The organism is Thermobifida halotolerans (genome assembly GCF_003574835.2).
Classification (GTDB): Bacteria; Actinomycetota; Actinomycetes; order Streptosporangiales; family Streptosporangiaceae; genus Thermobifida; species Thermobifida halotolerans.
The window spans coordinates 441,245-467,685 of the sequence record NZ_CP063196.1; the positions used below are offsets into that span (position 1 = coordinate 441,245).

Genomic DNA, 26,441 nt, shown 5'->3' on the forward strand with positions numbered 1-26,441 from the left:
TGAGCAAGACTGCTGCCCATCCCCTGCCTGAAATGCGGCGAACATCCCGTGCCTGGCCCTATGTGCTGTGTTCCGGAAAGGCGGTGTTTCGGTGACCGTCGCCTTCACCTCCTTCCCTGGTGTTCCGGGCAGTACCGTCGTCCTGCACGCCCCCGCCCGGGCCGTCGCCGACGCCCTCGCCTCCGCCGAGGAACCCGACACCACCCCGTCTGGCCCCCGCCCCGCTGAACAGGAGCCCGGGAGTCCCGGTGGTGGCCGGTGCGCTTTCAACGAATCCCCCTGTGAAGGCGCAGGAGTGGGGCGGCGCCCCGGCTGGCTTTTCCGTTGGTGGAGGCGCCCCGGCGGCGCCCCACTCCTGCGCCGACCCGGGACGGGCCACGCCGGACCGTCCTCGGGAATGCCCTTGTGTCCTCGACTCCCGAGGGTGCTGCGCCCCCAGGCCCGTGGGGGAGATCCCAGCTTCCCCGGCTCCGAGGGGTGGGGTTCCAGCCCTCCTCAGCTCCGAGGGGGTCTTGTGGCACCGGCCCCGTGGGGGTGGGCGAGGAGCGTTGCAGGAGAGGCCCGCCGAAGGGGGTGGGCTGGCGCTGGAGTGCTGTTTCCCCGGTTCCGGAACCGGGGAAACAGCGCGGTGAGCGTCCGAGCCCTCAGGCGTCGCGGCCGCGCAGTGCCGCGTAGCCGAGGGCCAGGCCCGCCGCCGCCCAGGCGAGCATGGTCAGCGTCGCGACCTCCGGGGTGTGCGGGGTGTCCATACCGGACACCATCGGGCCGCTGAGCGCGCTGGGCGTGTACTCGCCGAGCCGCAGCAGCGTCTCGTTGCCGATGATCTGCGTGATCATGGGCACCCCCACCAGCAGGCCGATCGCGGCCGTCACCGTTCCGGCGGTGCTGCGCAGCGCCGCGCCCAGGCCCAGGACGAACAGGGTGAGCAGCACCAGGTACAGACCTGCTCCCACCAGGCCGTACCCCAGGTCGGCGCCGGTCACCTCCAGCACGTCGCCGAAGTAGACCGCCACGACTCCCAGGGAGACCAGCCCGATCAGGACGCCCGCCACGAACGACACGGCCGCCCCCACCACGGCCTTGGCGGCCAGCATGGTCCCCCGGCGCGGCACGGCGGTCAGCGTGGTGCGGATCGCTCCGGTGGCGTACTCCCCGGTGACGATCAGCGACGCCAGCGCCACCACCGCGAACTGCGGCAGTATCAGGGCTATCGGGGTCAGCCCGTTCGCGGTGGCGGTTCCGCTCTCGCCGTTGACGTCGATGGAGTAGGCGGCCATCACACAGGTGGCCGCCGCCAGCAGCACCGCCACCGCCAGGCACACCCAGGTCGACCGCAGTCCCCACAGCTTGGTCCACTCGGCCGCCAGGGCGCCGCCGAAGCCCCCGCCGCCCCTCACGGTCGTGGTCGATCGTGTCATCGTCGTGCTCGTCATCAGATCCGTTCCTTCCGCTCGGCCGCGACGGCGGCGTACTCGACACTGGAGGCGGTCAGCTCCATGTAGGCCTCCTCCAGGGAGACCGACCGGGGGCTCAGTTCGTGCAGCACCGCCTGCTCACGGTGGGCCAGGGCACCGATGTGCTCGATGGTCAGGCCGGTGACGAGCAGTTCGTCGTCGGCGGCCTGCTCGACCCGGGCGCCCTCCGCGGCCAGCCGCCCGCCCAGCCGGGACGCCTGCGGGCTGCGCACCCGCACCGCGTTGCCCGAACTGCCCGCGATGACCTCCTCGACGGGGGCGTCGGCGATCAGCCGCCCCCGACCGAGCACCACCAGTTGGTCGGCGGTCTCCTGCATCTCACTCATCAGGTGGCTGGAGACGAAGACGGTGCGCCCCTCGGCGGCCAGTGAGCGCATCAGCCGCCGGACCCAGCGCACCCCGTCGGGGTCGAGGCCGTTGACCGGCTCGTCGAACATCAGGACGGCCGGGTCGCCCAGCAGCGCCCCGGCGATGCCCAGGCGCTGCCCCATACCGAGGGAGAACGAGCCCGTGCGGCGGTGCGCCACCTCGGCCAGGCCCACGGTCTCCAGTACCTCGTCCACCCGGGAGACCGGGATTCCGTTGCTGCGCGCGACCGCCGTGAGGTGGGTGCGGGCGGTGAGCCGGGGGTGGGCCGCCTTGGCGTCCAGCAGCGCGCCGACCTCGCGCAGCGGGTGCCGCAGGGTGGTGTAGGGGCGGCCGTTGACGAGCGCGCGGCCGCTGGTGGGACGGTCCAGGCCGAGGATCATCCGCATCGTGGTGCTCTTGCCCGCCCCGTTGGGGCCGAGGAACCCGGTGACCCTGCCCGGAAGGATGTCCAGGGTCAGGTCGTCCACGGCGGTTTTGGCGCCGTAGCGTTTGGTCAGTCCGCGCAGACCGATCACGTGCTCTCCTCCGTCGTCGTCTTCTTCGTGTGGCCACGACGCTACGGAGCGCCCGCCGGGCGCCGCATCCGGCGACCGGCGGGCGGGGGGACTGACTTTCGGCAGGGATGCGCAGGGGGGCGGGGGCGACTTAGGACAACTCCGGGCGTGTGTCCGCTTCCGGGCTCCGGCCGCCGGATAGATTCGCGTGCGCGGGGTATCTCCAGTGCGCCGCCGGGGGAGTGGGCAAGCGGCATGGGGAGGAGACACCGATGGCCCGACGGCTGTTCGAGCTGGCGCGGGAGTGGAAGCGGTTGGCCGGAGAGGGAGGGGAGGCCGCGGCGGTGGGCGCCGAACTGCTCGCCCGGTGGGCCGAGCCGCACCGCCGCTACCACACGCTCGACCACCTGTGGGCGGTGCTGGCCGCGGTGGACCGGCTCGCCGACACCGCCCACGACATCGTCTCGGTGCGTTACGCGGCCTGGTTCCACGACGCGGTGTACCGGGGGGAGCCCGGCGCGGACGAGGAGAACAGCGCCCAGCTCGCCGAACTGCTGCTGCCCTCGTGCGGACTGAGCACGGACCGCGTCGCCGAGGTGGCCCGGCTGGTGCGCGTCACCGCCGACCACGCGCCCGCCCCCGGAGACGTCGACGCCGAGGTGCTGTGCGACGCCGACCTGGCGATCCTGGCCGCCGACGCGGAGGACTACGCCGCCTACGCCCGGGCGGTGCGCCAGGAGTACGCGCACGTGGCCGACGCGGACTTCGCCCGGGGCCGCACCGCGGTGCTGCGGGAGCTGCTGGCCGCGCCCCGCCTGTACCGGACCCGGGAGGGCCACGAGTGGTGGGAGGAGCGGGCCCGCGCCAACCTGGAGGCCGAGATCGCCCGGCTAGCCGAGGACGCGTCCGGGTTTGCGCCGTCGCAGTCCTGAGGCGTGCAGGCGGGCCACGATCGTGCGGCTCGACACGGCCAGCGCGCCCAGCGCCAGCGCCCTGCCGTAGAGGGTCTCGGGCACGTCGTAGTGGTCCCGGTCGAAGGCGCGCACGGGCAGCCCGAGTTCGCGGGCGAACGCGTGCAGCTCCGCGTAGGAGGAGTCGCTGACCAGGTGGGACCAGAGCAGGCCGCGCGGTCCCGGCCACGCGGGCGGGTCGATGAGGACGCTCACCGCACCGAGGCTACCGGTCGGTCGGCGGGCGGGTGACCGCGCGCCAGGCGACGGGGGAGGACAGCACCATCGTCGAGGAGGGGCGGCCGTGTTCGGAGAGGTCGTCGATGAGCCGTTCGAAGTGCTCCATGGACGGCACGCCGACGAGCAGCACGCAGCAGGCGTCGCCGGTCACCCGGTGCAGTTGCAGGATCTCCGGGCGCGCGACGGCCGCCTCGTCGCGCAGCAGGCACAGCGGACCGTAGCAGCCCATCTGGACCAGGGCGACCACCGGAAGACCCACGGCGGCGGGGTCGACGTGGGCGTGGTAGCCGGTGATCACCCCGCGCTCCTCCATGCGGCGCACCCGTTCGGCGACGGCCGGGGGCGACAGCGCCACCCGGCGGGAGAGTTCGTTGTAGGAGAGTCGGCCGTCCTCCTGTAGCTCGGTGAGGATTCGCCAGTCCACCGCATCCAGCATGGTTGTCGATCATAAGGCAGAACGGAAAAACGCCTTCGGTTCCCAAAGGAAACGGCGGCCGGTGGCTTCTGTTGCTTCTTCTCAGCGGGGCGCCCGCGGCGGCATTCTGGTCCCTGTCCGAATCCGTGCAGGTCACCCCCGATACGAAGCGAGGTGAGCGACTGTGTCCCCGTCAGCGGCCCTCTCCCGACGGGAGCGCGCCGAACACAACGGCGACCGCCCGACCCTGTCCTTCGACGGGGCCACCCCCTACGTCCGCTACGGCGCCATCGACACCCTGCTGTCGTTGCAGCGGCCCAACACCGACGAGCCCGCCGAGACCTCCTTCATCATCACCACGCAGGTGATGGAACTGCTGTTCACGCTCGTCCGGCACGAGTGGGAGCAGGCCCGCGACGCCGTGGACGCCGACGACGTGCCCGCCGCGCTGGCCGCGCTGCGCCGCGCCCACGGAGCCCAGGACGTGCTGGTGGAGTCGTGGGACCTGCTCGCCACGATGACGCCCACCCGGTTCAACCGGTTCCGCGACCAGTTGGGCGAGGCGTCGGGATTCCAGTCCTACACCTACCGCCACCTGGAGTTCCTGCTCGGCAACAAGTCCGCGGCCATGATCGGCCCGCACCGCGCCGACCCCCGGGCGCGCGCGGAGCTGGAGCGCGCGCTGGCCGAGCCGAGCCTCTATGACGCGGTGCTGCGGCTGCTGCACCGGCGCGGACTCCCGGTGCCCGCCGAACGGGTCGAGCGCGACTGGACCGAGGCGGTCGAGGCGCACCCGGACGTGGTGCGCGTCTGGGCGGTGGTCTACGCCGACGACCGGCCCGGAAACGAGCTGCTCGACCTGGCCGAGGCGCTGCTCGACACCGCCGAGCGGGTGACCCGGTGGCGGCACCGCCACCTGATGGCGGTCAAGCGCGCCATGGGGGCCAAGCCGGGGACCGGGGGATCGGCCGGGCTGCGATGGTTGAGCAGGAACGCCCAGCAGGACGTCTTCCCCGAACTCTGGCAGTTGCGCACCCAGATCTGACTCCGTGATCCGGAGCCGACGCACACCGCACCGAGCAAGGAGCCGACGACTTTGACCACCCCCATCACCCGCGACGACTGCGCCGCGCGGGACGCCGCCGACCCGCTGGCCCCCTTCCGCGACGAGTTCGTCCTGCCCGACGGCATCGTCTACCTCGACGGCAACTCCCTGGGCGCGCTGCCCCGGGCGACCCCCGCACGGGTCGCCGAGCTGGTCGAGCGCGAGTGGGGCCAACGACTCATCGCCAGTTGGAACGACGCCGGCTGGTGGGACAAGCCGCGCACCCTCGGCGCGATGCTCGCGCCGCTGGTCGGCGCCGCGGCCGACGAGGTCGTCGTCGGCGACGGCACCTCGGCGAACCTGTTCAAGACGCTGGTGGCGGCGCTGCGGCTGAACCCCGACCGCCGGGTGGTGGTGGGCGAGGCCGGGAACTTCCCCACCGACCTGTACGTCACCCAGGGGGTCGTGGAGCTTTTCGACGGGGCGAGCGTCCGACCGGCCGACGTGGACGGCGGCGGACTGGCCGCCGCGCTGGAACCCGGCGACGTCGCCGTGGTGCTGCTCAGCCACGTGGACTACCGCACCGGCGCGCTGCGCGACATGGCCGCGGTGACCGAACTCGCGCACGCCCACGGCGCGCTCGTCGTGTGGGATCTGTGCCACAGCGTGGGGGCGCTGCCCGTCGCGCTGTCACAGGCGGGCGCGGACTTCGCCGTGGGCTGCACCTACAAGTACCTCAACGCCGGTCCCGGCGCGCCCGCCTTCACCTACGTCGCCCGCCGCCACCACGACCGCGCCCGCCAGCCCCTCAGCGGCTGGCACGGGCACGCCCGGCCGTTCGACTTCGCCGACGACTACGAGCCCGCGCAGGGGGCGAGCCGGTTCCTCAGCGGATCGCAGCCGCTGGTCGCCGCGGCCGCGCTGGAGGCGAGCCTGGACCTGTGGGCGCGCGTCGACATGGAGCGGGTGCGCGCCAAGAGCCTGGCGCTGACCGACCTGTTCCTGGAGTTGACCGCTCCGGCCGGGCTGGAGTGCGCCACCCCGCTGGAGCACGCCCGCCGCGGCAGCCAGGTCTCGCTGCGCCACCCCGACGGCTACCCGATGGTGCAGGCCCTCATCGCCCGCGGAGTCGTCGGGGACTTCCGGGCTCCCGACATCCTGCGGTTCGGCTTCGCCCCGCTGTACCTGCGTTACGTGGACGTCCACGACGCGGCCACCGCACTGGTCGAGGTCGTGGAGTCGGGGGAGTGGCGCGACCCCCGCCACGCCCGGCGCGCGCAGGTCACCTGAGCGGGGTCACCGGGCCCGGCTCCGGGCCCGGTGGGCGGCGACGTTGACCCGGTTGGCGCAGGTCACCGAGCAGAACCTGCGGCGGCCGTTGCGAGAGGTGTCCACGAACACGAGTGCGCATCCCGCGCGTGCGCACCGGCCCAGTCGGTGACCGCCCGCGCCGCACAGGGCGACGGCCAGCCCGCCCGCGGTGGTGGCCCTGACCCGGTCCACCGTGTCCAGCGTCTGCATGACGTAGTGCAGATGGGCGGGGACGCGGCCGTGGTGCGTGGAGACCTGCACGCCGTTCGTGGAGTCGGTGAGCAGCGTGTTGACGATCGCGATCTGGCGCTCCGGGTCCTCCTCCCCGAAGACCGGCCGCAGCCGCTCGATCCACGGGGAGAACCGGGCCGCCTGCTCGTCGTCGATGACCGGGTCGGTGATGCCGTACTCGGTGAGGACCGCGCTCAGGGTCGGGGCGCGGTGGTCCGGCGCGTTGAGCAGCGCGGCGGCAAGGAGGGCTCCCGTCCCTCCGTAAGTGTTGAACTGCATAGGGCCATTACATCAGGCTGGGGCCATGAACACCGGAGCCTGTGCGGCCTGCGGCCGCGAAGCAGCCGACGCGGAGGTCGAGTCCTCCCACTACACCTCCGAGGGGATCGTCCGCTACCGCCGCTGCCCGTGCGGGCGCCGCTGGGTGGACGTGACCCGCTTCGACGCCGTCGTCGGTGTCGGAGGCCGACTCTGGAGCGGGCTCAACTAGGACCCGCCCGGCGGGGCGGCCCGGATCTCCCGGGGGTGGTCACCCGAACGTCACCCTCGGTGATTTTACCCTTTTTGTTGCCTTTTGGGGTGGTCTGTCGGTTAGAGTCCTCGTGATCGGTTCGTGATGCGAGTCTGACCCGACCGGGTAAACCGATCACCCCCCTCGCGCGTCTGCGGATGTTCGCGGGGTGGAGTCTGTCACGCGGTGCGGAACGCACCCAGCGTCCCGCTGACCCCCCTAGATCCGCTGTCTGTGACGGTGGCCGCGCAGCGTGCGCCCGACCCCTCCGGTCGCGGCGCCTCTTCCGCGCTCCCCGCGAGCGCCGGGGGCACCAGCCGGAGCCCCCGCCCTTCCCTGCCGCCGACCCCTTACCTCTCTCATGACGCCTTCCACGCCAACCGACGACGTGCTGCTGCACGGCGAGGTCAAAGCCTCCTACTTCTGGGACGACGGTTCCGGAATCAACGGCGACACCGGAGCGCCCGCCTCCGGCGAACCCATGCAGAAGGGCCTGTTCGCGGCGCCCAGTTGGCCGCTGGGAACCAAAGGCTACGTGGTCTACGAGGGAAAGACCGCCGAGTTCTTCATCGGCGACCGCGGACCGGGAGACCCCTCGCAGGGCTGCGACGTGATGCTCGACATCGACGGCAGGACCTTCGCCGAACTGACCGGGGAGTCCTGGAACGACACCACCTACACGGTCACCGGCGGAGCCGGGCACATCGACGTCGAGTACTACATCACCGAGTGGGGGGACGGCAACGGGACCCCGGGCACCCCCCACCCCTTCCAGAACCCCTCCGAGCCCTGCGACAGCGCGGTCTCCCCCGTCCCCGAGCGGGAGGAGGACACCGGATCCGGGGCCGCGGCGGCGGAGGGCGGCGAGGAGCCGCACCAGGAGGAGTCCGCCCCCGAGCAGGAGGACGCGGCCGGGGACGCCCCCGCCGAGGACGCCGGAGCCGGACAGGAGTCCGCCCCCGAGCAGGAGGACGCGGAGTCCGGCGCGCAGCAGCCCCCCGCCGACGGCGGGGCCGCCGACACGCCGCAGGACACCGCGGAGCAGACCACCGCGACCACCGCGGCCGACCAGCCCGCCCTCGACCTCGTCTCCAACGAGGTCCCGACACTCTCGGCCGGTCTCACCCTCGCCGTCGTCGTCGCCGCCGGAGCCGTCGTGGCCAGGCGGGTCGCCCTCCTCGCCCGCCCCACCGGCCGCCACCACCGGACCTCCTAGCCGCGCCCGCAGCGCCGCACCGGGGCGGGGAGACCGCGCCGACGGAGTAAACAATCTTTGACATCGGGTCAATGATTTTTTACATTGGTCGTGGGTCAACTCCGTCTCACCCGGGAGCGAGCATGGCGTTGGAAGAGAAGCGCGCGTGGATCATGGTCGTGGTCTCGGTCTGCGCGTGCGCGGCCTACCTCACCGTCGTCCTCCTGCGGGCGGCCCACACCCCGCTCGCCGAGGTGCCCTACGCGGCGGCGCTGCTGTGGAGCATCGGCGGCGCGATCGCCGCGTCGATCGTGCTGCACATCGCGGCCGACATCGCCACGCCGAAGGACTCCGCCCGCACGGACGTGCGCGACCGGGAGATCCACCGGTTCGGCGAGCACGTCGGCCGGTGGTCCGTCGCCGCCGGCGGGATCGCGGCACTGGTCATGGCGCTGGTCGAGCTGGACCACTTCTGGATCGCCAACGCGGTCTACCTGTCCTTCGTGCTGTCGGCGGTCCTCGGATCGATCGCCAGGATCGCCGCCTACCGCCGGGGCTTCCAGTCATGGTGAAACCGACCAGGATCACCAACACGATCCGCTCCCTGCGCTTCGCGCACGGGGAGATGACCCAGGCGGAGCTGGCGAGGCGCCTCGGCGTGACCCGCCAGACCGTCATCGCCATCGAACGGGGCCGCTACTCGCCCTCCCTGGAAATGGCGTTCCGGATCGCTCGGGTGTTCGGGGTGCCGCTCGACGACGTGTTCCAGTACCCCGACGACGAGGACAGGGGAGAAACACCGTGAAAGCGATCCTCCAGGACACCTACGGCCCCCCCGACGTGCTGCGGCTCGACGACGTCGACCGCCCCGAACCCGGCGACGGCGAACTGCTCGTCCGGGTGCGCGCCGCCGCCGTCGACCCGGGCGTGTGGCACCTGATGACCGGCATGCCGTACGCGGTCCGCCTCTTCTACGGACTGCGCGCGCCGAAGGTCCGGGTGCGGGGCCGCGACGTCGCGGGACACGTCGAGGCGGTCGGCCGGAACGTCACCCGGTTCCGGCCGGGCGACGAGGTGTTCGGCGTCTGCGAGGGCTCCTTCGCCGAGTACGCGACCCTCCGCCAGGACCGGGCCGCGCCCAAACCCGCCAACCTCACCTTCGAGCAGGCGGCGGCGCTGCCCGTCTCCGGGACCACCGCACTGCGGGCGCTGCGCGACGAGGGCCGGGTCCGCGCGGGCCAGTGGGTCCTGGTCATCGGCGCGGCCGGAGGGATCGGAACCTACGCGGTGCAGTTGGCCAGGGCGTTCGGCGCGCGGGTCACCGGGGTGTGCAGCACGGCCAAGACCGGCCTGGTGCGCTCGATCGGCGCGGACGGCGTGGTCGACTACACCCGCGAGGACTTCGCCGACCGGCCCGAGCGCTACGACCTCATCCTCGACACGGCGGGCAACCGCCGCCTGTCCCACCTGCGGCGCGCCCTCACCCCCGACGGGACCCTCGTCCTCGTCGGCGGCGAAGGCGGCGGGCGGCTGACCGGAGGACTCGAACGCTCCCTGCTGGCGCCGCTGCTGTCGCCGTTCACGCGCCAGAGACTGCGCGGACTGTTCACCACGGAGAAGGACGACGACCTCCGGACACTGGCCGAGCACGCCGAGGCGGGCGAACTCACCCCCGTCATCGACCGGACCTACCCCCTGGAGCGGGTCCCCGAAGCCATCCGCCACCTGACCGAGAACCACGCGCGCGGCAAGGTCGTCATCACCGTGTGAGGCGAACCGGAGCGGCGGCGGCCCGCGGTATCGGCCCCCGCGGTCACCGGTCGGTGGCATGCTGTCCTCTGCCCCCACCCCCGAACAGAAGGACGGACCGCACATGGCACAGGACAGCGAACCGCTCGCGGCGTACCGGGCACGGGTGCGCGGCTGCCTGCTGGGCGGCGCGGTCGGCGACGCGCTCGGCGCGCCCGTGGAGTTCCACACCCTGCACGCCATCCGCGCCGCGCACGGCCCCCGCGGCGTGCGCTCCCACGCCGCCCCCGAAGCGCTGGTCACCGACGACACCCAGATGACCCTGTGGACCGTCGAGGGCCTGATCCGCGCCGGGAACCGGCAGGCGCTCCACGGCGGAAAACTCGATCCGGCACCCGCCGTGCACGACGCCTACCTGCGCTGGTACCACACCCAGAACCACGCCGCCCCCACCGGCGACCACACCGGATGGCTCGCGGGGCGCGCCTGGCTGTACGCCCGCCGAGCACCGGGCACCACCTGCATGAACGCCCTGTCCGAGGCCGCGGACGGCCGACAGGAGCGCGGGGCGGGCAACACCAACGGCTCCAAGGGCTGCGGCGGCGTCATGCGCAGCGCCCCCTTCGGGCTGCTGCCGCCGCACACCGCCTCCGACGACGACGTCTTCGACTGGGCCGACCAGGCCGCCGGACTCACCCACGGCCACCCCACCGGCCGACTCGCCTCCGGCGCCACGGCGCTGCTGGTCCGGCGCCTGGTGAGTGGAGACGACCTGGACGCCGCCCTGGACGCGGTCCTGGCCGCGCTGCGCACCCGCCCCCACCACGAGGAGACCACCGAGGCCCTGGTCGCGGCGCGCGCGGCCGCCGCCGACGGTCCGCCCCGCGCCGAGACCGTGGAGACCCTGGGCGGCGGCTGGATCGCCGAGGAGGCGCTGGCCATCGCGGTCTACGCGGCGCTGGTCCACCGCGGGCCGCAGGAGTTCACCGACGCCCTCGCCCTGGCGGTCACCCACTCCGGCGACAGCGACTCCACCGGCGCGGTCTGCGGCAACCTCCTGGGCGCCCTGCACGGCGAGGCCGCGCTGCCCGGAGAGCTGGCCGACCCGGTGGAGGGCCGCGACGACCTGCTGCGCCTGGCCGACGACCTCGTCACCGCCTTCACCGCCGACCCCCGCCCCGCCTCCCGGGAGTGGCTGGAACGCTACGGAGATCAGCCATGAGTTCAGGGAGCGGTCGTCAGTCGCGGCAGCGGCGGCCTGTGGTCCTGCGAGAGTGCCCCGGTCTTTTGGGCCGGGGGTGAATCGCTTCTTTGCTCACGCACGGGTGGCCGACACGCGCAGGGATTTCGCGCACAAGCTCTCCACGCGGATCATCAGCGAGAACCAAGCGGTGTACGTGGAGGACCTGTCGGTGCGGGGTCTGGCGCGCACTCGGCTGGCCAGGTCCGTGCACGACGCGGGCTGGTCGCGGTTCGTGTCGATGTTGGAGTACAAGTCCGCGCGGTACGGACGGACCTTCGCCAAGGTCGACCGCTGGTTTCCCAGTTCGAAGCTGTGCTCGCGGTGCGGGGCCGTGCAGGAGTCCCTGCCGCTGAACGTCCGGTCGTGGGCCTGTGCGTGCGGGGGAGCGGTCCACGACCGGGATGTCAACGCCGCCAACAACATCCTCGCCGCCGGACGGGCGGAGAGGTTAAACGCCTGCGGAGGGACCGTAGGACCCGCCGCCCAGCGGAGGGCAGGACCCGGTGAAACAGGAAGCCGCAGAGGTGCCGCGTGCGCGGCACGGGCTGAATCCCCGGCCTGAAGGCCGGGGAGCGCGTCGACCGGCGGACTGACCCTGCCGCGTTTCCCGCCGCGACGCCCCCGGCGGGAGGACACCGCTCCGCGAGGAGCCGACAACGGCGGCGCGGCACCAAGACGCGCGGACCGAGGCCGCCCCCGACGCCGCGACAACCCGCCGCGCGCGTCGATAGGGTCGGCAACGACGGGAGGACACACGTCACGGGGGAGCACCGACATGGCGACGACGCACGGTGGACGCGGTGACCGGGGGCGCCGGGGCGGGCGTCCCAGAGGAGGAGACGGGCGGGGCCGGTCCGCGCCCGAACCGATCCGGGGACGCCGCGACGCCGAACGGCTGGAGGACGAACTGCACCGCATGGACGGCGCCTCCTACAGCCGCTACAAGTCGCTCGCCGGCGACTGGGACTTCGGCGACTTCACCCTCACCGTGCAGAAGGTCCAGGCCGACCCCTTCGCCCCGCCCTCCCGGCTCCTCGTGCACGTGCCCGCGCGGACCGCCGGACTGCCCGAGCACGCCTGGCGCGACCCGGTGCGCCGCCGCGCCACCGCCGACTACCTGGTCCGGCAGGCCAGGCGGCTCCTCAAGGGCGCCCGGGTGCGCATCGACGCCGGAGGACAGCAGGTCCTCGACCGCTCCTCCTGCCAGATCCGCGACGGCGCCGTCGAACTGCGGCTGGGCGTGGACCTGCCCGGGCACGGCCGCCGCATCGACGGCCGGGGCGCCGACCGCGCACTGTGCGAGACCGTCCCCTACCTGGTGGACGACCTGTGCTGGAACGCCTTGGACACCGAGGAGGCCACCGCCTTCGCCGACAGCGTCGCCGACACCGTCGCGCTGCGCGACCGCCTCGGCGACCTGGGACTCGTCGCCTTCGTCGCCGACGGCGCGATCCTGCCCCGCGCCAGCGGCGTCAGCGACCTGCCGATGCGCGACGCCGTCCCGTTCGCCTCGCCCGAGAGCCTGCGCGTCACCGTGGAACTGCCGCACCGGGGGACGGTCACCGGCATGGGCGTGCCCGAGGGCATCACCCTCGTCGTCGGCGGCGGCTTCCACGGCAAGTCCACCCTCCTGCACGCACTGGAGCGCGGCGTGTACGACCACGTGCCCGGCGACGGCCGCGAACTCGTCGTCACCCGCGCCGACGCGGTGAAGATCCGCGCCGAGGAGGGCCGCCGGGTGGAGCGCACCGACGTCAGCGCGTTCGTGCGCAACCTGCCCACCGGCGCCGACACCGCGGACTTCGCCACCGACAACGCCTCCGGTTCGACCTCCCAGGCCGCCAACATCGCCGAGGCGCTCGAAGCCGGGACCTCCGTGCTGCTGGTGGACGAGGACACCACCGCCACCAACCTGATGGTCCGCGACGAGCGCATGCAGCGACTGGTGCACGGCGACCGCGAACCCCTCACCCCGTTCGTCGACCTCGTCCGACCGCTCCACCGCGACCACGGCATCTCCACCGTGCTGGTCATGGGCGCCAGCGGCGACTACTTCGACGTCGCCGACCACGTGGTCCTGCTGGACGCCTACCGCGCCCACGACGTCACCGAGCAGGCCCGGGCGCTCGCCCGGCCGCGCCGCGACGCCGACCTGACCGCCCCGGCGCACCGCGTCGTCGACCCGGCGTCGGTGACCGCCACGGCACGCGGACGCACCCGGATCAAGCGGCGCGACATGGACGTGCTCACCTTCGGAGAGGCCGACATCGACCTGCGCTTCCTCGCCCAACTGGTGGACCCCTCCCAGGTGATCGGGCTGGGGCTGGCGCTGCGCGCCCTGGTCGAGGAGGGGTTCGTCGACGGCACGCGCCCCCTGGCCCGGGCCCTGGACCTGCTCGAGGAGCGGCTCCGCGACCACGGCGTCACCTTCCTGGGCCGCGGCCACCACGGCGACTACGCGGCCGTGCGCCGCCAGGAGATCGCCGCGGCCCTCAACCGGCTGCGCACCCTCAGAATCCGCGAACAGTGCTAGAACGGAAATAGGGCAGCAGGGTGCCCGGTTGTTGGCGTTGAGGTGTTTTACGGCCATCCAACCGTGGATCGGTATCCTGAAGATCCGATCACACGAAAAAGCGTGAGAACGGAGACCCGTCCAGGTGCGAGATCCCGCTGATCTCTACGAGCTTCGATCCGACCTTCCCGAACTGTCCTCCCCGGTGCTGCTGGTGTCGCTGGACGGTTTCGTGGACGCCGGCGCGGCCGGAAAGCAGGCGGTCGCGGCCCTCTTCGACGGACTGCAGGCCACCGAACTCGTCGCGTTCGACATCGACGGGCTCCTGGACTACCGCTCCCGTCGACCGGTCATGACCTTCGACGAGACCGCCTGGGTCGACTACACCGAGCCCAAACTCTCCCTCTACCTCGTGCACGACCTGGAGGGAACGCCGTTCCTGCTGCTGCACGGCCTGGAACCCGACCGCGAGTGGGAGGCGTTCACCGCGGCCGTCCAGCAGCTCGTCGAGCGCCTGTCGGTGGGCCTGACGGTCTGCTTCTACGGAATCCCCATGGCGGTGCCGCACACCCGCCCCGTGACCGCCACCCCGCACGCCACCCGCGACGGACTCGTCCCCGACCACGCGTCCTGGGTCGGCCGGATCCAGGTGCCCGGCAACGCCATGTCGCTGCTGGAGTACCGGCTGGGCCAGGCCGGTCACGACGTCATCGGCTACGCCGTGCACGTGCCGAGCTACCTCGCCCAGTCCGAGTACCCGCGCGCGGGGCTCGCCGTGCTGGAGTACCTCGCGGACACCACGGGACTGGCCCTGCCCACCGAGGGACTCGCCGAGGAGGCCCGCAAGACCGACGGCGAGATCGACCGCCAGGTGGAGTCCTCCGAGGAGGTCCAGCGCGTGGTGCGCAACCTGGAGGCGCAGTACGACAGCTTCGTGGCCGCCGACGACGGCGTCGGCGCCGACGCGCTGCTGGCGGGAGACGAGGCCGACCTGCCCACCGCCGAGGAGCTGGGAGCGGAACTCGAACGCTTCCTCGCCGAACACGACCGCGGCTCCGAAGGATAGAGTCCTCACGTGCTCTACCAGTTCCTCTTCCACGCCCTGCTGCGCCGTGTCGACGCCGAGCGGGCCCACCGGGTGAGCCTCGCGGGACTGCGCGCGCTCACCGCCGTCCCGGGCACCTCCCGCCTGATGGGCCGCCTGCTCGGCCCGCGCGAGCCCGAGCTGCGGGTGCGCGCGCTCGGCCTGGACTTTCCCGGGCCGCTCGGCCTGGCCGCGGGGTTCGACAAGAACGCCCGCGGCGTCACGGGGCTCACCGCTCTGGGCTTCGGCCACGTCGAGATCGGCACCGTCACCGCCCAGCCGCAGCCCGGAAACCCCAGACCCCGCCTGTTCCGCCTGGTCGACGACCGCGCCGTCGTCAACCGGATGGGGTTCAACAACGAGGGGTCGGAGGCGGTGGCGCGGCGGCTACGCGCCCAACGCGCAGGGCGGGCCCGAAACCCCGTCATCGGCGTCAACATCGGCAAGACCAAGGTCGTGCCGGAGAGCGAGGCCGTCGCCGACTACGTCACCAGCGCGCGCCGGTTCGCCGACGTCGCCGACTACCTGGTGGTCAACGTCAGCTCGCCCAACACCCCCGGCCTGCGCGACCTCCAGGCCGCGCAGCGGCTCCGGCCGCTGCTGGGCGCGGTGCGCCGCGCCCTCGACGAGGCCGGACGCCCCGATCTGCCGCTGCTGGTCAAGATCGCCCCCGACCTCGCCGACGAGGACGTGGACGCCGTCGCCGACCTGGCCGTGGAACTGGGGCTGCACGGCATCATCGCCACCAACACCACCATCTCCCGCGAGGGACTGGCCACCGATCCCGACGAGGTCGCCGCCGCCGGAGCGGGCGGACTGTCCGGCGCGCCGCTGAAGGCACGCTCCCTGGAGGTGCTGCGCCGCCTGCGTGCCCGTGTGGGGGACCGGCTGGTGCTCGTCGCGGTCGGCGGCATCGAGACCCCCGAGGACGCCTGGGCGCGCATCCGCGCGGGCGCCAGCCTCGTCCAGGGCTACACCGGTCTCGTCTACGGCGGTCCGCTGTGGCCCCGCCGCGTCCACCGGGGACTGGTCGCGCTGGCGCGGAGCGAGGGCTACGCCTCGGTCGCCGACGCCGTCGGCGCGGACGTGGACCCGGCTCCGTCCCGGTCCTCCGCCTGAACCCCGGACGGGCCCGCCTCAGCGGGCGGCCGCCGGTACGGGCGCGTCGAGTTCGGCGCCCAGCAGGGGGCCGCTGAGGTGCCCCGGACGCAGCCGCACCCCGGTGACGCGGTCGGCCAGCGCCAGCAGGGCCGGGCCCGGGTCGGTCTCCTCGGGGTCGATCTCGCCGGTCAGGTCCAGGTCGCGCATGTCCTCGGCGAGGCGGTCGGGGCTGGAGCCGCCGCGCTGGTCGGGCAGGCGCGCGTCGAAGAAGAGCCGTAGCGTGCCGTCGGCCACCCAGCGGAACTCGTACCGGTAGCCCATGACCACCCGCAGGCAGACCAGTTCGGTCCCCGCGGACAGTCTCCGGTACACCTGCGGCCGGGCGGAGCGGCAGCCCGTCGGCTCCACGATCACGGTCCAGTCGCCCAGTGCCAGAGCGTGCGCGGTGAGCGGCGGCTCCTCCTCGGCGCACAGGCCGGCCTCCACCGCCTCGGCTATGGGCAGTGTGCGCAGGGCGCGTTCGTCCGCGCCGAGACGGCACAGCGCCTCGGTCCTGGACAGCCCTCTGACGTAGCACAGGCAGTAGGCCTCGGCCAGGTCGGGCTGCCTCTCCGGCAGCCAGGAGTAGTCACGGGTGTGAGCAACGGACATCAGCCCGTCCCTTCAGACAGGATCTCCGGTGTGTGCCCGAACGCGGCACGGGATGGGGACGACCGTGGAACGAGGGGGACGGGCCGCTGTCGGGCGCCGCCCGGGGCCGGAAGACCCCGGCGGCGGACGCCGCCGGGGCGACCGGGAGGTCCCCACCGAACGCGCATGTCAAGAACCCACAAATCTCCATCGTAGGTCTGTCCCCCGAGACCGGGGGACAGACCCCGACTCCAGGGTGTGCCCGGTTCGGGGTCCTTGGGTAGTCGCGCGGCGGTGACCATGGGCTGCCCCGCCCTCCGGACGGCCCGCGGCGCCGGGGGCGGGGCGGCGGGGCTCACAGCTCCAGGGGCGGGAGGTCCAGTTCGCCCGGGTCCGCGCCCACGCGGCGGCAGGTGTGGGCGGCCACCCGGTGGGCGTGCTGCACGCAGACGGTGAGCTGGGCGTCGGTGAGCGCGGCCAACCGGTCCCTGCCGCCCGCTCCCAGCGCCTTGGCCTGGCCGAAGGCGTCCAGCAGCCCGGCGCAGAACGCGTCGCCCGCGCCGACGCTGTCGACGACCTCCACCGGTGCGGGGACCACCGACAGCGGACGGTCCTCACGGCCGCGCACCATGACGATGGTCCGCTCCCCGCCGCAGGTGACGGCGACCAGGACGGGGCCCCGCTCCAGCCAGGAGCGCGCGACGTCCAGGAGCGGTCCGGTGGGGTCGGCCCCCGAGCCGTGGCCGAACAGCCAGCGCACGTCCTCGTCGCTGACCTTGACCACGTCGGCCAGCGCGACCTGCCGCTCCACCCGTTCCCGGGCGTCGGCCGGGCTTCCCGCCAGCGCGGGACGGATGTTGGGGTCGTAGCTGACCACGGCCCGGCCGCGCTGGCGGGACACCCACTCCTCGATGACGGCCGCGCCCGGTTCCATCGCCATCGCCAGCGATCCCACGTGCAGGGCGACGACATCGTCGGCGATCGGGTCGGGAAGCTCCTCGGGCCGCCACTGCCAGTCGGCGGTGCCCCTGACGTAGAAGTCGTAGCTGGCGTGGCCGGTCTCGTCGAGGTTGGCGATGGCCAGGGTGGTGGGCTGTTCGGCGGTCACCAGGTCACGGGTGCTCACCCCGCGCGAGCCCACGTAGGCGCGCAACTGGCGGCCGAAGCGGTCGGAACTGATCCGAGCCAGCAGTGAGGACTCCACACCGAGCCGGGCCAGCGCGACGGCGGTGTTGGCGGGCGCGCCGCCCGGAGCGGAACGGTAGGTGCCGCTCTCGGAGCTGATGAGGTCGATGAGTGCTTCGCCTACGACGGTGATCAAGGGGCGTCCTTCCGAAACCAGCGGGCTGGGGGCGCTCTGTGAGGGAAGAGTATCCCGCCCCTCCCGCTGTGCTGACAACGCAGGGGCCCCGGACAAGCCGAACGGGAGCGCGGCCGACGAGGCCGCGCTCCCGTCCACGGGTGCGTCTGGGGGCTACAGAGCGCTCAGGGCCTCCTGGCCCACCTGCTTCATGATGTCCTCGACGTCGCCGAAGGACTGCGGGTGGGAGCTGGAGTCGAAGTTGCTGACGCTCCACTCCGCCGTGATGTTGATGTTGTCCTGGCGGATGAGGACCGTCGTGCGGTTGCCGGGGCCGATGATCTCTTCCTCGGCGAAGACGAGCACCGACTCGCTGCCGTAGTCGAGCTGCTGCTCCTCGACGACCTTCAGGTCGAAGATCGAGCCCTCCTCGTCGGTGGCGTAGTCGTAGTTGAACGTGTAGTCCTCCTTGGCGGCCTCGACCGAGTCGGAGCCTCCGTAGGGGGTGGAGTAGTCCACGCGCAGCGTTCCGTAGAAGCCGTTCACCTCGGTGCTCCAGCTGCAGCTGGAGGAGTTGTCGGTGATGGTCTTGCTGCCGTCGGTGGCGCCGAACTGCGAGAGCGTGCTGTCGCCCAGGACCGCGCAGGGGTCCTCGGGCGGCGCGTACGGCGCTCCGCCGGAGGGGCCGGCGGGTTCCTCGGCGGGTTCCTCGGCGGGGTCCCCGGCGGGCTCCTCGTTGCCGCCCTCCTGGTTCTCCTGGGTGGTCTGGGTGCCCGTGCCCCCGGCCTGCGGCGCGCTGCCGCCCCGGTTGAACAGGACCACGACCACCGCGACGACCAGCAGGACGATGACCACGCCACCGGCGATCACGACCCACAGGCCGGCGTTGCTCTTGCCGGGCGGGGGAGGCGGCGGTGCGGAGTAGCCCTGGTTGGGGTAGCCCGGGGGCTGGTTGGCCTGGTGGTACTGCGGTCCGCCCTGGCCCGGGTACGGACCCGTGCCGTACCCCGGTGGCTGCTGCCCGCCGGTCCCCGGGTCCCCGTAGGGAGGCTGCTGGTAGGGGCCGCTCGGGTACCCGGGCTGCCCGCCGGTGCCGGGGTCGGGCTGTCCGCCCTGGCCGTAGGCGCCGCCGTACGGTCCGGGCTGCCCACCTGAGTTGCCCTCGCCACCGGGGTACTGGGGTGGCTGGGTGTAGGGTCCGTTGTCGCTCATGACTCCCCTCGCGCCAGCTGCGTTACGTCAGGACTGGGACGCGCGTTGACTCGTTCACGGTTCCATTGGCGTTGTTCTCCCGGGACCGCTGAGGACGGCGGCTCGGCCGGGCGAAGCCCTGCGCTCCAATGACAAAGCCTTGAGATCTTATCCCTATTAAGAATGCTGTCAGGGAGAGGACCTTGGGGAGGTAAGGGGTGAATTGTCACCCTTTTGGGACCCAAAGTGGTCGGCCGTATCAGATTGTTGTCCGACCGCGACCGCGCAGTCGGGCGGATGGCCGGAAACGGCCAAAAAGACCGACCGGTCTGTCCGTCCCTCCGGTCGGCGGCTCCGGCGTAGGCGCCGCGACGGTGGGAAACGCCGCGTCCGGATGTTCTGGGAGCTTCGGACCGTGCGGGCGGCCGCCAAACATGTCTGGCCGGACCAGGCGCCCTCCCTGGGAGGACGGCGGTCGCGGACGTAGGGTGGCGGCGCGGACCGGACGGGAACAGGGGACGAGGATGCCGTCTTCCCGAGAGCCACCCGAGTACGGCAAACCACCCGAGTACGGTTTCAAGGACTGGTTTCTCTTCCTCGCCGCGATCACGGCGACACTCACCGTCTGCGTCGGATGCACCGCCTGGGTGTACGGTCCGCTGTTCACCGGCTGAACCTCCGGACCCGCCTCCGGCCGCGCCGACGGTCAGAACATCGAGATGTGCACGTGGTCGTAGTGGTTCTCGGTGATGCTGCCGCGGTCGGCCATCGGCCGCCAGCCGCTGTTGCGTCGGATGTCCCAGATCTCCTGGCGCCAGATGACGTACATGATGCCGAGGTCCTCGGCGTGCTCCACGGCCCAGTCCGCGATCGCCTGGCCGTGCGCCTGCTGTTCGGGGGTCGGCATCTGGCCGTTGGCGTTGACCATGAAGTCGCAGGCCCGTCCCTTGGGGTGCTCGCCGACCACCCAGCCGCCGTTGGGGCGGTAGCAGCCCACGCCGCCGTTCGCCCGGTTCTCGCCGAACTCCTCGATGATGAGGTCCCGCATCTGGCGGGTCCGCGGGGTGAGGTTGTCGGGCGGCCCCATCTGCTGCACCGGGTAGTCGGCGATGAGCTTGTGGACCTCCCAGCGGCGGTCCTCCAGTTCGTCCAGGTCGGCTTCGACCTCCTCCAGTTTCTCCTCGGCGTTGGCCTGCGCCTTCTCGTCGCGCTCCATGGCCTCGACCAGGTAGGAGATCTTGTCGCTGTTGGTGTGGGTCAGGTGGTCGACCACCGTCGCCGTGTCGATGATCTCCTGCGGCTCGGAGTCGAGCAGCAGCCCCAGCGCCGGGTCGAGACCGCTGCTGGTGTAGGTGGCCACCGCCAGGTAGCGCACCTGTTCGCGGGCCTCGTCGACCTCCTTGCGGGTGGTGTCGGCGCGTTCCTGGGCCTGCTCGGCCTCCTCGATGACGGCCTCCATGTCGCGGAGTTCGCCGTTGTACTCCTCGCTCAGCGCGTCGGCCCGCTCCAGCAGGGAGTCCAGATCCTCGGTCGGCACCGCCGGGGCGGCCGGAGCCGCGGAGGCGGGGGGCGCGACGTGGACGGAGAGGGGGGCGGCGACCAGGACGAGGGAGAGGACGCCGGCCAGGAGGCCGGGCCAGCGCGGGCCGCCGGAGCGGGGGGAGAACGTCTCGGTGAGGTCGGCAAGGTGGTCGCGCCAGGTTCCGTCGGTGGGATCAGGCGCCCAGAAATCGACGTAGGGGTCGTCTCGGCCGTCGTCGCTCGAATGCTTGGGCAGCACTTCTTCGCTCCTCGATCACACAGAGGTCCTGCGGGCGGCGTTCGCCGCTCCTGCGGGAGGCGGGCCCCTGCTCTGGGGTGGGCCGAGGGGGCCGCTCCCGGCACAGCGGGACCGGGCGGCCGCAACTCACTCGGCGGAATCGAGTGTAGGCGGGTTTGCGGCAGAAAACGGAAATACGTTGTGATCTACATCACATAAAAGGTCGGTGGCGTGGGCCACAGCGGGGGTGGATGGCAGGATTCTTCGTCGTCCACCGGTTGGAGAGAGGGGTTCTCCGGCGCTGACCTGGAGTGGACCGGTGGTGGCGAAGCGCGCGGCGTCCCGTGGGGCCGGGCGGTCCGCGAAGGGGGAGCGGTCCCCGTTGTCCGGGCCGCGGCCGCGGGAGGGCTGTCGCGGCGGCCGCGTCGGAGGCGGAAGGGGGCGGTGGATCCCCGTTCCATCCTCGGGATTCGCGTTCCGAAAGAGGTGTTCGGGCTGTGTGCAAGATGTTTCAGGTAACGGTTGTGTTTCGCGCACGTGATCCGGGATTGACGGAACACAGTGGTGTGGGCCACTCTCTTGGGAGCGCTCCCAAAGCGGGGGATCTCACGGGACGCGATCCAAGACATTCCACTTTGAGCGAGGGGTCGCATACATGCGAACTTTTGAACGTCGGCACTGGCGGGTGGCTGCTGCGGCGCTGGGATCGGTGGCTCTTCTCAGCACGGCCGCGTGCGGCGGCAGCGACGCCGCCGAGGACGGCAAGATCACCCTGACCGTCGACACCTTCGGCGTCTTCGGGTACGACGACCTCTTCAAGCAGTACATGGAAGAGAACCCGAACATCGTCATCAAGGAGAACAACGTCACCGACCTCAACGCCGACTACGTCCCGCAGTTGCAGCAGAACATCGCTGCCGGCAGCGGCGCGGGCGACATCGTCGCCGTCGAGGAGGGCATCGTCCAGCAGTTCTACCTCAGCCAGGGCGACAACTTCGTGGACCTCGCCGAGTACGGCGCGGCCGACCTGGAAGAGAACTTCCTGCCGTGGAAGTGGGAGATGGGCAAGGGACCCAACGGGGAGATCCTGGGCCTGGGCACCGACATCGGCGGCATGAGCATGTGCTACAACAAGACCCTCTTCGAGGACGCGGGCCTGCCCACCGACCGCGAGGAGGTCAGCGCCAGCTGGGAGACCTGGGAAGACTTCATCGAGGTCGGCAAGGAGTTCCAGGAGGCCGAGACCGGCGCGTCCTTCGTCTCCACGGTCACCCCGTACTTCAACTCCATCAACGCCCAGGGCGGCACCCACACCTTCTTCGACGAGCAGAACAACCTCGTCGCCGACTCCAACCCGGTCATCCTGGACAGCTGGGACCTGGCGGAGCGCATGGTCGACGAGGGCCTCTCGGCCAACCTGACCATGTGGTCCGACGAGTGGAACGCCGGCATCCAGAACAACGTCTTCGCGACCCTGCCCTGCCCGGCCTGGATGCTCGGCCACATCGAGAACACCGCCGGTGAGAGCGGCCGCGACCAGTGGGACGTCGCCGAGGTTCCCGGCAACGGCGGCAACTGGGGCGGCTCCTGGCTGTCGGTGACCACCCAGAGCGAGCACCCCGAGGAAGCCGCCGACCTGGCGATGTTCCTGACCAGCCCCGAGGGGCAGATCTCCGCGTGGAACGCCGCCAACACGCTGCCCTCCTCGCCGCAGGCCCTGGAGGACCCGGCCGTCACCGAGTTCACCCGCGAGTACTTCAACCAGGCCCCGGTCGGCGAGATCTACTCCAAGACCGCCAAGGAGCTCGAGCCGGTCTACTACGGCGTCAACAACGCCCAGGTCTCCGAGGAGTTCCGCAAGGCGCTGGAAGCGATGGAGCAGGGCCAGGTCTCCCCGGACGAGGCCTGGGAGCAGGCGCTCAGCGGAGCCCAGCGGGCCTCGGGCGAGTGACCCACCCGGATTCGCCCACCATCAGTGAGTGAACGCGCGGATCCGTCCGGGGCCGCCCGCAGCGGCGGCCCCTCCCAGGACGGGTCCGCGCCCCGTACGGACATCCCCGACCAGACGGTCCGCCTCGGCTCCCCGCCGGGGCTCCCTCACCCGAACCCGGCACGGGCGGGCCGTCTCCTCTCTTCCATCTGACATCTGATCTCTCATGACGAGGAGCGCTTGACGTGACTCTTCTCAAGCGCGGCGGCGCCCCGCCCGGGGGTAAGGAGGACCCGGTCCTCCAGCCGCCCGCGAACGACACCAAGACGAGGAACGAACGCAGGCAGATCCTCTGGACCCGCCTGGACCTCCGGGTCTCCCCCTATCTGTTCATCTCCCCCTTCTTCCTGCTCTTCGCGGTTTTCGGCCTGTTCCCCCTGCTCTACACCGTCTGGGTCTCGCTGCACGACTGGACGCTGCTGGGCGGGAACCAGGGATTCGTCGGCCTCGACAACTACGTCCGCCTCGTCCAGGACGAGAAGTTCTGGAACTCGCTGTACAACACCTTCGGCATCTTCCTCATCGCCGTCATCCCGCAGCTGCTGCTGGCCATGTTCCTGGCCGACACGCTGAGCCGCAGGATCCGCGCGGTCAACTTCTTCCGGATGGGCCTGCTGCTGCCCTACCTGACCTCCGTCGCGGCCGTGGCCATCGTCTTCTCCCAGTTGTTCGGCACCCAGTTCGGCCTGGTCAACTACGCGTTGGGATTCCTCGGGATCGACCCGATCAACTGGCAGGGCGGCACCCTGTCCTCCTGGGCGGTCATCGCGGTGATGGTCGACTGGCGCTGGACCGGCTACAACGCGCTGATCTACCTGGCGGCGATGTCGGCGATCCCGAGGGACCTCTACGAGGCGGCCTCCATCGACGGCGCCTCCCGCATGCGGCAGTTCTGGCAGATCACCGTGCCGATGCTGCGGCCCACCATCATCTTCACCGTGATCGTCTCCACCATCGGCCAGATGCAGCTGTTCACCGAACCGGTCATCTTCGGGGACGTCTCCGGAGGCACGCAGGGACAGTTCCAGACCACGATGATGCTGATCTTCGAGGAGGCCTTCCGGTTCAACAACTACGGATACGGCTCCGCGATCGCCTGGATGCTGTTCATGCTCGTCGTTGTGATCAGCGCGCTCAACGCGCTGCTCAGCAGCAGGATCAAGGGGGCATGATGACGACCACCCTGACCCCGCCCCCGGGCGCCGTGCCCGAGCCCGCCGCGCCCGGGGACACCCCGGCCGCGAAGCGCAGGCGCAAGCGGAAGAACGAGGGCAGCACCGGGGTCCGCGAGGCGACCCCGCTGACCTACATCGGACTCTCCCTCACCGTCCTGCTGTCGGTGTTCCCCCTGTGGTGGATGCTCGTCGTGGCCAGCCGCGACTCGGCCGCCGCCTCGGCCCGCCCGCCCTACATGTGGCCCGGCGGAAACCTCCTGGAGAACCTGGAACGCCTCTTCGCCAACTCCTCGGCCAACTTCCAACTCGGCCTGGTCAACTCGGCGATCTCCTCCACCATCCTCGCGCTGTCGGTGGTGCTCTTCTCCTCGCTGGCCGGATTCGCCCTGGCCAAGCTGAAGTTCCGGGGACGCAACGCCGCCGCCGTCGGCGTGGTGCTGACCATGGCGGTGCCCGTCCAGATCGGCATCATCCCGCTGCTGATGCTCATGGAGTGGTTCGGCTGGCGCGGAGAGATCACCGCGATCATCGTGCCCTTCATGGTCAACGGCTTCGGCGTGTTCATGATGCGCCAGTACTGCATCCAGGCGATCCCCGACGAACTGCTGGAAGCCGCGCGCATGGACGGCTGCTCCACCTTCCGCATCTACTGGAACGTGGTCCTTCCCGCGCTGCGGCCCGCGATGGTCGTGCTCGGCCTGCTGACGTTCATGACGCAGTGGAACGAGTTCACCTGGGCGCTGGCGGTGCTGACCCCCGCCAACCCGACGGTCCAGCTCGCCATCAACCAGCTCAACCAGTCGGCGTACTCGCGTGACTTCGCCCTGATGTTCACCGGGTCCGTCGTCGCCACACTCCCCCTGCTGATCCTGTTCTTCGTCCTCGGCCGCCAGCTCATCGGCCGGATCATGGAAGGTGCCATCAAGTGACCTCGCAGTCAACCGCCTCGCTCGGCCAGACCGAGGAGGAGCCACAGAGAGACATCCGGTTCCCCCAGGACTTCGTGTGGGGGGCGGCGACAGCCTCGTTCCAGGTTGAGGGAGCCACCACGGCGGACGGCCGCGGCACCAGCATCTGGGACACGTTCTGCGCCACCCCCGGCAAGGTCGAGAACGGCGACACCGGTGACCCCGCCTGCGACCACTACAACCGCTACCGCGACGACGTGGCGCTCATGCGCGAACTGGGCATCGGCGCCTACCGCTTCTCCGTGGCCTGGCCGCGCATCCAGCCCGACGGCAGGGGCAAACCCCTGCGCGCCGGCCTGGACTTCTACGACCGGCTCGTGGACTGCCTGCTGGAGGCGGGGATCGAGCCGTGGCCGACCCTCTACCACTGGGACCTGCCCCAGGCACTGGAGGACGAGGGCGGCTGGCCCAACCGGGACACCGCCAAGCGGTTCGGCGACTACGCGGAGATCGTGTACACCCGACTGGGTGACCGCATCACCAACTGGAACACCCTCAACGAGCCGTGGTGTGCGGCGTTCCTGGGCTACGCCTCCGGAGTGCACGCCCCCGGCCGCCGCGAGCCCGCCGCCGCGCTGGCCGCCGCCCACCACCTGATGCTGGGACACGGCCTGGCCGCCGCCGCCATCCGCGACCTGGGATCCCGGTCCGGCCGCACCCCGCTCGTGGGCATCGTGCACAACCAGACCACGGTGCGCCCCTACACCGACAGCGAGGCCGACGTGGACGCGGCGCGGCGCATCGACGCGCTGCGCAACCGCATCTTCACCGAGCCCCTGGTGAAGGGACGCTACCCGGAGGACCTGCTCACCGACGTCGCGGCGATCACCGACTACGGGTTCGTGGAGGACGGGGACCTGGAGACGATCTCCGCGCCGCTGGACATGATGGGCGTCAACTTCTACAACCCCAGTTGGGTGTCGGGCTCCCGGGAGAACGGCGGCTCCGACCGGCTTCCGCCCGACGAGTACTCGCCGTCGGTGGGCAGCCAGCACGTCGTCGAGGTGGACCCCGGCCTGCCGGTCACCGCCATGGGCTGGCCGATCGACGCCACCGGTCTGTACGACACGCTCACCCGCCTCGCCAACGACTACCCGGGGCTGACGCTGTACGTCACCGAGAACGGCGCCGCCTTCGACGACAAGCTGGTCGACGGCGCGGTGCACGACACCGACCGGATCGCCTACCTGGACGCGCACCTGCGCGCCGCGCACGCCGCGATGGAGGCCGGAGTGCCCCTCAAGGGTTACTTCGCCTGGTCGCTGATGGACAATTTCGAGTGGGCGCTGGGCTACGGTAAGCGCTTCGGCATCGTGCACGTGGACTACGAGAGCCAGGTCCGCACGGTCAAGGACAGCGGCCGGTGGTACTCGCGCGTCGTCCGTGACGGAGGGATCATCGGGCAGCGCTAGCCGATCCGATCCGTCGAGTCTGGTCAGAGCCTCGCCGTCCCGGCGTCTTCCAGGATAGAAAGAAGATGCCGGGACGGCGCGGTCGTGGGTT

Annotated in this window: 26 protein-coding genes and 1 pseudogene; 18 read left to right on the forward strand and 9 right to left on the reverse strand. The window is 71.5% G+C overall.

Features of this window, described 5'->3' with window-relative positions; translation table 11 throughout:
* Nucleotides 1-644: 644 nt before the first annotated feature.
* Nucleotides 645-1,433, reverse strand: coding sequence for an ABC transporter permease subunit (locus NI17_RS01945; RefSeq protein ID WP_084012698.1), 789 nt, complete (start codon nucleotides 1,431-1,433; stop codon nucleotides 645-647).
* Nucleotides 1,433-2,359, reverse strand: coding sequence for an ABC transporter ATP-binding protein (locus NI17_RS01950; protein WP_068692544.1), 927 nt, complete (start codon nucleotides 2,357-2,359; stop codon nucleotides 1,433-1,435). Before NI17_RS01950 ends, NI17_RS01945 begins: the two co-directional genes overlap by 1 nt.
* A gap of 251 nt (nucleotides 2,360-2,610) precedes the next feature.
* On the opposite strand from NI17_RS01950, the gene NI17_RS01955 reads away from it, so the two are divergent.
* The gene (locus tag NI17_RS01955) at nucleotides 2,611-3,270 is read left to right on the forward strand and encodes an HD domain-containing protein (RefSeq protein WP_068692545.1); all 660 of its coding nucleotides are present in this window, start codon (nucleotides 2,611-2,613) and stop codon (nucleotides 3,268-3,270) included.
* On the opposite strand, the gene NI17_RS01960 is transcribed toward NI17_RS01955, so the two are convergent.
* Together NI17_RS01960 and NI17_RS01965 are read right to left on the reverse strand one after the other, a co-directional pair.
* Nucleotides 3,229-3,504 carry a DUF4031 domain-containing protein gene (locus NI17_RS01960; RefSeq protein WP_068692546.1) on the reverse strand — a complete coding sequence of 92 codons (276 nt, stop codon included), beginning with the start codon at nucleotides 3,502-3,504 and terminating at the stop codon, nucleotides 3,229-3,231. The genes NI17_RS01955 and NI17_RS01960 overlap by 42 nt on opposite strands.
* Nucleotides 3,505-3,514: 10 nt before the next feature.
* The gene (locus NI17_RS01965) at nucleotides 3,515-3,964 is read right to left on the reverse strand and encodes an Lrp/AsnC family transcriptional regulator (protein WP_068692547.1); all 450 of its coding nucleotides are present in this window, start codon (nucleotides 3,962-3,964) and stop codon (nucleotides 3,515-3,517) included.
* A gap of 163 nt (nucleotides 3,965-4,127) precedes the next feature.
* Here NI17_RS01965 and NI17_RS01970 point away from each other — a divergent pair, with 163 nt between their 5' ends.
* Both NI17_RS01970 and kynU read left to right on the forward strand, forming a co-directional pair.
* Nucleotides 4,128-4,988: a tryptophan 2,3-dioxygenase gene (locus NI17_RS01970; RefSeq protein ID WP_068692548.1), complete on the forward strand. Its 861-nt coding sequence runs from the start codon at nucleotides 4,128-4,130 to the stop codon at nucleotides 4,986-4,988.
* A gap of 51 nt (nucleotides 4,989-5,039) precedes the next feature.
* Nucleotides 5,040-6,278 (forward strand): kynureninase, encoded by a 1,239-nt coding sequence (kynU, locus tag NI17_RS01975; protein ID WP_119267645.1) that lies wholly within the window; start codon nucleotides 5,040-5,042, stop codon nucleotides 6,276-6,278.
* 6 nt (nucleotides 6,279-6,284) lie between these two features.
* Here kynU and NI17_RS01980 read toward each other — a convergent pair whose 3' ends face one another.
* Nucleotides 6,285-6,809: a CGNR zinc finger domain-containing protein gene (locus tag NI17_RS01980; RefSeq protein WP_068692549.1), complete on the reverse strand. Its 525-nt coding sequence runs from the start codon at nucleotides 6,807-6,809 to the stop codon at nucleotides 6,285-6,287.
* 25 nt (nucleotides 6,810-6,834) lie between these two features.
* Between NI17_RS01980 and NI17_RS01985 the strand changes: the two genes are divergently transcribed.
* From NI17_RS01985 to NI17_RS02030, 10 genes and pseudogenes are all read left to right on the forward strand, one after another.
* A complete protein-coding gene (locus NI17_RS01985; RefSeq protein ID WP_068692550.1) occupies nucleotides 6,835-7,020 on the forward strand; it encodes a hypothetical protein in 186 nt (61 codons plus the stop codon).
* Nucleotides 7,021-7,402: 382 nt separating this feature from the next.
* Nucleotides 7,403-8,257 carry a hypothetical protein gene (locus tag NI17_RS01990; protein WP_068692551.1) on the forward strand — a complete coding sequence of 285 codons (855 nt, stop codon included), beginning with the start codon at nucleotides 7,403-7,405 and terminating at the stop codon, nucleotides 8,255-8,257.
* Between the two features lie 122 nt (nucleotides 8,258-8,379).
* Nucleotides 8,380-8,808, forward strand: a complete 429-nt coding sequence (locus NI17_RS01995; protein WP_068692552.1) for a hypothetical protein — start codon at nucleotides 8,380-8,382, stop codon at nucleotides 8,806-8,808.
* Entirely contained in the window at nucleotides 8,802-9,041 is a 240-nt protein-coding gene (locus NI17_RS02000) for a helix-turn-helix transcriptional regulator (protein ID WP_068692553.1), read from the forward strand. The genes NI17_RS01995 and NI17_RS02000 overlap by 7 nt, the downstream gene beginning before the upstream one ends.
* On the forward strand, nucleotides 9,038-10,006 hold the full coding sequence (locus NI17_RS02005; protein WP_068692554.1) for an NAD(P)-dependent alcohol dehydrogenase: 969 nt from the start codon (nucleotides 9,038-9,040) through the stop codon (nucleotides 10,004-10,006). Before NI17_RS02000 ends, NI17_RS02005 begins: the two co-directional genes overlap by 4 nt.
* Nucleotides 10,007-10,109: 103 nt before the next feature.
* Complete coding sequence (locus tag NI17_RS02010) at nucleotides 10,110-11,207, forward strand: ADP-ribosylglycohydrolase family protein (RefSeq protein ID WP_234402014.1); 1,098 nt, start codon at nucleotides 10,110-10,112, stop codon at nucleotides 11,205-11,207.
* A 91-nt stretch (nucleotides 11,208-11,298) separates the two neighbouring features.
* Nucleotides 11,299-11,790: pseudogene (locus NI17_RS02015) on the forward strand (RNA-guided endonuclease InsQ/TnpB family protein); the annotation flags it as partial.
* 213 nt (nucleotides 11,791-12,003) lie between these two features.
* Complete coding sequence (locus NI17_RS02020) at nucleotides 12,004-13,761, forward strand: ABC-ATPase domain-containing protein (protein ID WP_068692557.1); 1,758 nt, start codon at nucleotides 12,004-12,006, stop codon at nucleotides 13,759-13,761.
* A gap of 124 nt (nucleotides 13,762-13,885) precedes the next feature.
* Nucleotides 13,886-14,806 (forward strand): proteasome assembly chaperone family protein, encoded by a 921-nt coding sequence (locus NI17_RS02025; protein ID WP_068692558.1) that lies wholly within the window; start codon nucleotides 13,886-13,888, stop codon nucleotides 14,804-14,806.
* A gap of 9 nt (nucleotides 14,807-14,815) precedes the next feature.
* Nucleotides 14,816-15,943 (forward strand): quinone-dependent dihydroorotate dehydrogenase, encoded by a 1,128-nt coding sequence (locus NI17_RS02030; protein WP_068692559.1) that lies wholly within the window; start codon nucleotides 14,816-14,818, stop codon nucleotides 15,941-15,943.
* Between the two features lie 18 nt (nucleotides 15,944-15,961).
* Here NI17_RS02030 and NI17_RS02035 read toward each other — a convergent pair whose 3' ends face one another.
* From NI17_RS02035 to NI17_RS02045, 3 genes are all read right to left on the reverse strand, one after another.
* Nucleotides 15,962-16,576, reverse strand: a complete 615-nt coding sequence (locus tag NI17_RS02035) for a DUF6461 domain-containing protein (protein WP_068692560.1) — start codon at nucleotides 16,574-16,576, stop codon at nucleotides 15,962-15,964.
* A gap of 334 nt (nucleotides 16,577-16,910) precedes the next feature.
* Nucleotides 16,911-17,876, reverse strand: coding sequence for a carbohydrate kinase family protein (locus NI17_RS02040; protein ID WP_068692561.1), 966 nt, complete (start codon nucleotides 17,874-17,876; stop codon nucleotides 16,911-16,913).
* A 153-nt stretch (nucleotides 17,877-18,029) separates the two neighbouring features.
* Nucleotides 18,030-19,067 carry a hypothetical protein gene (locus NI17_RS02045; protein ID WP_068692562.1) on the reverse strand — a complete coding sequence of 346 codons (1,038 nt, stop codon included), beginning with the start codon at nucleotides 19,065-19,067 and terminating at the stop codon, nucleotides 18,030-18,032.
* 503 nt (nucleotides 19,068-19,570) lie between these two features.
* Between NI17_RS02045 and NI17_RS02050 the strand changes: the two genes are divergently transcribed.
* On the forward strand, nucleotides 19,571-19,720 hold the full coding sequence (locus tag NI17_RS02050) for a hypothetical protein (protein WP_157129762.1): 150 nt from the start codon (nucleotides 19,571-19,573) through the stop codon (nucleotides 19,718-19,720).
* Between the two features lie 32 nt (nucleotides 19,721-19,752).
* On the opposite strand, the gene NI17_RS02055 is transcribed toward NI17_RS02050, so the two are convergent.
* Complete coding sequence (locus tag NI17_RS02055) at nucleotides 19,753-20,826, reverse strand: coiled-coil domain-containing protein (RefSeq protein WP_068692563.1); 1,074 nt, start codon at nucleotides 20,824-20,826, stop codon at nucleotides 19,753-19,755.
* Between the two features lie 634 nt (nucleotides 20,827-21,460).
* Here NI17_RS02055 and NI17_RS02060 point away from each other — a divergent pair.
* The 4 genes from NI17_RS02060 to NI17_RS02075 all read left to right on the forward strand — a co-directional run bounded on the left by NI17_RS02060 (nucleotide 21,461) and on the right by NI17_RS02075 (nucleotide 26,350).
* A complete protein-coding gene (locus tag NI17_RS02060; RefSeq protein WP_068692564.1) occupies nucleotides 21,461-22,756 on the forward strand; it encodes an ABC transporter substrate-binding protein in 1,296 nt (431 codons plus the stop codon).
* Nucleotides 22,757-23,097: 341 nt separating this feature from the next.
* Nucleotides 23,098-23,967, forward strand: a complete 870-nt coding sequence (locus NI17_RS02065) for a carbohydrate ABC transporter permease (protein WP_084012710.1) — start codon at nucleotides 23,098-23,100, stop codon at nucleotides 23,965-23,967.
* Entirely contained in the window at nucleotides 23,967-24,899 is a 933-nt protein-coding gene (locus tag NI17_RS02070) for a carbohydrate ABC transporter permease (RefSeq protein WP_369975105.1), read from the forward strand. Before NI17_RS02065 ends, NI17_RS02070 begins: the two co-directional genes overlap by 1 nt.
* Before the next feature lie 53 nt (nucleotides 24,900-24,952).
* Nucleotides 24,953-26,350 carry a GH1 family beta-glucosidase gene (locus tag NI17_RS02075; RefSeq protein WP_068692624.1) on the forward strand — a complete coding sequence of 466 codons (1,398 nt, stop codon included), beginning with the start codon at nucleotides 24,953-24,955 and terminating at the stop codon, nucleotides 26,348-26,350.
* Nucleotides 26,351-26,441 lie beyond the last annotated feature (91 nt).

Bases quoted from the DNA above. Each gene is read 5' to 3' on its own strand.
- NI17_RS01965 (WP_068692547.1), bottom strand. From the start codon at position 3,964: ATGCTGGATGCGGTGGACTGGCGAATCCTCACCGAGCTACAGGAGGAC.
- NI17_RS02045 (WP_068692562.1), bottom strand. From the start codon at position 19,067: ATGAGCGACAACGGACCCTACACCCAGCCACCCCAGTACCCCGGTGGC.
- NI17_RS01985 (WP_068692550.1), top strand. From the start codon at position 6,835: ATGAACACCGGAGCCTGTGCGGCCTGCGGCCGCGAAGCAGCCGACGCG.
- NI17_RS01955 (WP_068692545.1), top strand. From the start codon at position 2,611: ATGGCCCGACGGCTGTTCGAGCTGGCGCGGGAGTGGAAGCGGTTGGCC.
- NI17_RS02060 (WP_068692564.1), top strand. From the start codon at position 21,461: ATGCGAACTTTTGAACGTCGGCACTGGCGGGTGGCTGCTGCGGCGCTG.
- NI17_RS01945 (WP_084012698.1), bottom strand. From the start codon at position 1,433: ATGACGAGCACGACGATGACACGATCGACCACGACCGTGAGGGGCGGC.
- NI17_RS02035 (WP_068692560.1), bottom strand. From the start codon at position 16,576: ATGTCCGTTGCTCACACCCGTGACTACTCCTGGCTGCCGGAGAGGCAG.
- NI17_RS02010 (WP_234402014.1), top strand. From the start codon at position 10,110: ATGGCACAGGACAGCGAACCGCTCGCGGCGTACCGGGCACGGGTGCGC.
- NI17_RS01995 (WP_068692552.1), top strand. From the start codon at position 8,380: ATGGCGTTGGAAGAGAAGCGCGCGTGGATCATGGTCGTGGTCTCGGTC.
- NI17_RS02070 (WP_369975105.1), top strand. From the start codon at position 23,967: ATGACGACCACCCTGACCCCGCCCCCGGGCGCCGTGCCCGAGCCCGCC.
- NI17_RS01980 (WP_068692549.1), bottom strand. From the start codon at position 6,809: ATGCAGTTCAACACTTACGGAGGGACGGGAGCCCTCCTTGCCGCCGCG.
- NI17_RS02000 (WP_068692553.1), top strand. From the start codon at position 8,802: ATGGTGAAACCGACCAGGATCACCAACACGATCCGCTCCCTGCGCTTC.
- NI17_RS02050 (WP_157129762.1), top strand. From the start codon at position 19,571: ATGCCGTCTTCCCGAGAGCCACCCGAGTACGGCAAACCACCCGAGTAC.
- NI17_RS02020 (WP_068692557.1), top strand. From the start codon at position 12,004: ATGGCGACGACGCACGGTGGACGCGGTGACCGGGGGCGCCGGGGCGGG.
- NI17_RS01990 (WP_068692551.1), top strand. From the start codon at position 7,403: ATGACGCCTTCCACGCCAACCGACGACGTGCTGCTGCACGGCGAGGTC.